Consider the following 3,106-nt stretch of genomic DNA (forward strand, 5'->3'; position numbering starts at 1 on the left):
GCGCGCGCGGAGCTCGGCGGGCGGGCCCGCGGTCCCTGCCGGGGCGGCCGGGCGGGTCTCTTCGGCTAGCGGGGCCGTGTGTCCGCCGGCCGTGAACTCCTTGAGCGCCCGCGCGGCCTCCGCCTCGGTCGTCGCGGGCACCACCTCGCGCTCGCCGTGCACCACCACGCATCCGCTCGCCGTCAGCGACAAAGCGGTCACGGAGGCCGCTATCAGGGTCCTCCGGTCAATCCTGCGGCGACTGCGCGGCGTTCGCGGGCCGCGATCCCTGCTCATCGGCTGCTTTCACCTTCCCCTTACCGGAGGCGAACCCTACCGGGGAGAAGAAGAAGGCGAGCGTCGGGACCAGGTAGAGCAGCCACACCGTGACCTGGAGGACGGTCGGGTCGGGCTGGAAGTTGAACACGCCCTTCAGCAGCGTCCCGTACCAGCTGTCCGGCGGGATCGTGCCGGAGATGTCGAACGCCTTGTCGGTGAGGCCGGGCAGCCAGTCGGCCTCCTGGAGATCGTGGAAGCCGTACGCCAGCACCCCCGCCGCCACCACGACCAGCATCGCGCCGGTCCAGGTGAAGAACTTGGCGAGGTTGATGCGCAGCGCGCCCCGGTAGAACAGCCAGCCCAGCACCACCGCCGTGGCGATGCCGAGCGCCACCCCGATCAGCGGGCGGGGTGTGCCGTCACCGGCCGCGCGCACCGACGCCCATACGAACAGGGCCGTCTCCAGGCCCTCGCGGCCCACCGCGAGAGCCGCGGTGGCGACCAGCGCGCCGGTGCCCATCGCCAGGGCCGCGTCCAGCTTGCCGTGCAGCTCCGAGCGCAGATGCCGGGCCGTGCGCCGCATCCAGAACACCATCCAGGTCACCAGGACCACGGCGAGGACCGACAGTGTGCCGCCCAGCGCCTCCTGCGCCTCGAACGTCAGCTCCTGGGAGCCGAATTCGAGCGCGCACCCGAAGCCCAGCGCGAGGGCGACCGCGACGGCGATGCCGGTCCACACCGGCTTGAGCGCGTCCCTGCGGTCCGTCTTCACCAGATAGGCGATGAGGATGCAGACGACGAGGCTGGCCTCCAGCCCCTCGCGCAGACCGATCAGGTAGTTGGAGAACACGGTTATGCCTTCCCGGGGGATGCCGACGACTTGGGGGAATCGGACGACTCCGACGACTCCGACGACTTCGATGACTCCGATGACTGTGACGGCTCCGTGAACAGGGCGCTGCCCCACCAGTCGTCCGCGTCCCGCACCCCCGGCGGGATCGCGAAGACCGCCGAACCCACGTGCTGGAGGTACTCGTTGAGCGCGTCGGTCGCCAGATTGCGCTGGACCGGGATGAACCCGGTGCGCGGGTCGCGCTGGTAGGCGAGGAAGAACAGGCCCGCGTCCAGCCGTCCGAGGCCGTCGGTGCCGTCGGTGAAGGAGTAGCCGCGGCGCAGCAGCGTCGCCCCGTCGTTGGAGTCGGGGTGGGCGAGGCGCACATGCGCGGTGGGCAGCATCGCCTTGAGGAACGGTTCGTCGCGTTCCCTGGCCTTGCCGACCGGGGCGCCCTCGCCCTTGTCGCGGCCGATGATGTCCTCCTGCTCCTGGAGCGGGGCGCGGTCCCAGGTCTCGATGTGCATCCGGATGCGGCGGGCGACGAGGTAGGAGCCGCCGGTCATCCAGGCGGGCCCGTCCGGCTCGCCCACCCACACGAACTTCTCCAGCCGGTCCGTCTCCGTGCCCGCGATGTTGCGGGTGCCGTCCTTGAAGCCCATGAGGTTGCGCGGGGTCTGCTCGTCGGGCGTGGTCGAGGAGGTCTTGCCGAAGCCGAGCTGCGACCAGCGCACGACGACCTTGCCGAAGCCGATCCGGGCGAGATTGCGGATGGCGTGCACGGCCACCTGCGGATCGTCCGCGCACGCCTGCACGCACAGATCGCCGCCGCTGCGGTTCGGGTCGAGGTTGTCGCCCGCGAACTTCGGCAGGTCCACGAGGGCGTCCGGCCGGGCGCCCGCCAGGTCGAACTTCTCGAACAGGGACGGCCCGAAGCCGATGGTCAGGGTCAGCCGCGAGGGCTGGAGGCCGAGCGCCTCGCCGGTGTCGTCGGGCGGCGCCTCGGGCAGCCCCCCGTACCCGCCCTCGCCGACCGGCTGACCCGCGGTCAGCTGCCGGGCCGCGGCCGTCCAGTCCTTGAGCAGCGCGACGAGCGCGGCCCGGTCGTCGGTGGTCACGTCGAACGCGGCGAAGTGCAGCCGGTCCTGCACGGGCGTGGCGATCCCCGCCTGGTGGGCGCCGTGGAAGGCGACGGCCCCGCCGGCCGGATCAGGGGCGTCGCCGCCCGTGCGGGCCAGCGCGACCGTGCCGCCCGCTCCGGCGGCACCGAGCGCGAGCCCGGCCCCGCCCCAGCCGATCAGCGCCCGCCGGGACGGATGGCGTTCCGGGGTGTCGGTCATCGGCCCGCCCCTACTTCACCACGACCGCGGCGGCCAGCTTCGACAGCGGCTCCGCGAGCGCGTTCACCGCGTCCGACAGCTCCTTGCGATCGGCGTCGCCGACCGTGTCGTAGGAGACGAAGTCGTACGAGGACGGGTCGTCGCGGTACTGCTCCAGCAGGGTGTTCAGCGCGGCGAACTGCTTGTCCAGCTCGGTGACCAGCTCCGGGTCGTTCTCCTGGGCGACCGGCTTGAGCAGTTCGTACGACTTCTGGGCGCCCTCCACATTGGCCTTGAAGTCGACGAGGTCGGTGTGCGAGTAGCGCTCCTCCTCGCCGGTGACCTTGCCGGTGGCGACCTCGTCCAGGAGTTCCTTGGCGCCGTTGGCCATGGAGGTCGGGGTGATCTCGGCCTTGCCGACCCGGTTCTGCCAGTCGGTCAGATCGGTGATCAGCTGGTCGGCGAGCTGCTTGTCATGGTCGGTGACCTTGCCGTCCTGCCACAGCGAGCGCTCCAGGCGGTGCCAGCCGGTCCAGTCGGTCTCCGGGTCCTGGCCGGCCTCCAGGCCGTCCTCGCGCAGATCGACCTTGGGGTCGATGTGGGCCCAACGAGGGGGGGGCGGCCGGGGGGGGGAGCCCCCCCGACGCGGGGCGTGGGGGGGCGGCTGGGGGGCGGCCCCAGGGGGCGGGGGGGAGAG

3 protein-coding genes and 1 pseudogene are annotated in these 3,106 nt (G+C 72.1%); all 4 read right to left on the reverse strand.

The features are described from left to right. A pseudogene (locus ACFXAZ_RS05990) lies at window positions 1-276 on the reverse strand (hypothetical protein); the annotation flags it as partial. Continuing rightward, window positions 227-1,108, reverse strand: coding sequence for an iron uptake transporter permease EfeU (efeU, locus tag ACFXAZ_RS05995; RefSeq protein WP_384585724.1), 882 nt, complete (start codon window positions 1,106-1,108; stop codon window positions 227-229). The gene efeU and the pseudogene ACFXAZ_RS05990, both read right to left, overlap by 50 nt. Window positions 1,109-1,110: 2 nt before the next feature. After that, window positions 1,111-2,430, reverse strand: a complete 1,320-nt coding sequence (efeB, locus tag ACFXAZ_RS06000) for an iron uptake transporter deferrochelatase/peroxidase subunit (RefSeq protein ID WP_384585726.1) — start codon at window positions 2,428-2,430, stop codon at window positions 1,111-1,113. 10 nt (window positions 2,431-2,440) lie between these two features. Next, on the reverse strand, window positions 2,441-3,106 hold a 666-nt coding region (locus ACFXAZ_RS06005; RefSeq protein ID WP_384585727.1), incomplete at its 5' end, for an EfeM/EfeO family lipoprotein.

The organism is Streptomyces sp. NPDC059477, assembly GCF_042749375.1.
In the GTDB taxonomy this organism is placed as follows: Bacteria; Actinomycetota; Actinomycetes; order Streptomycetales; family Streptomycetaceae; genus Streptomyces.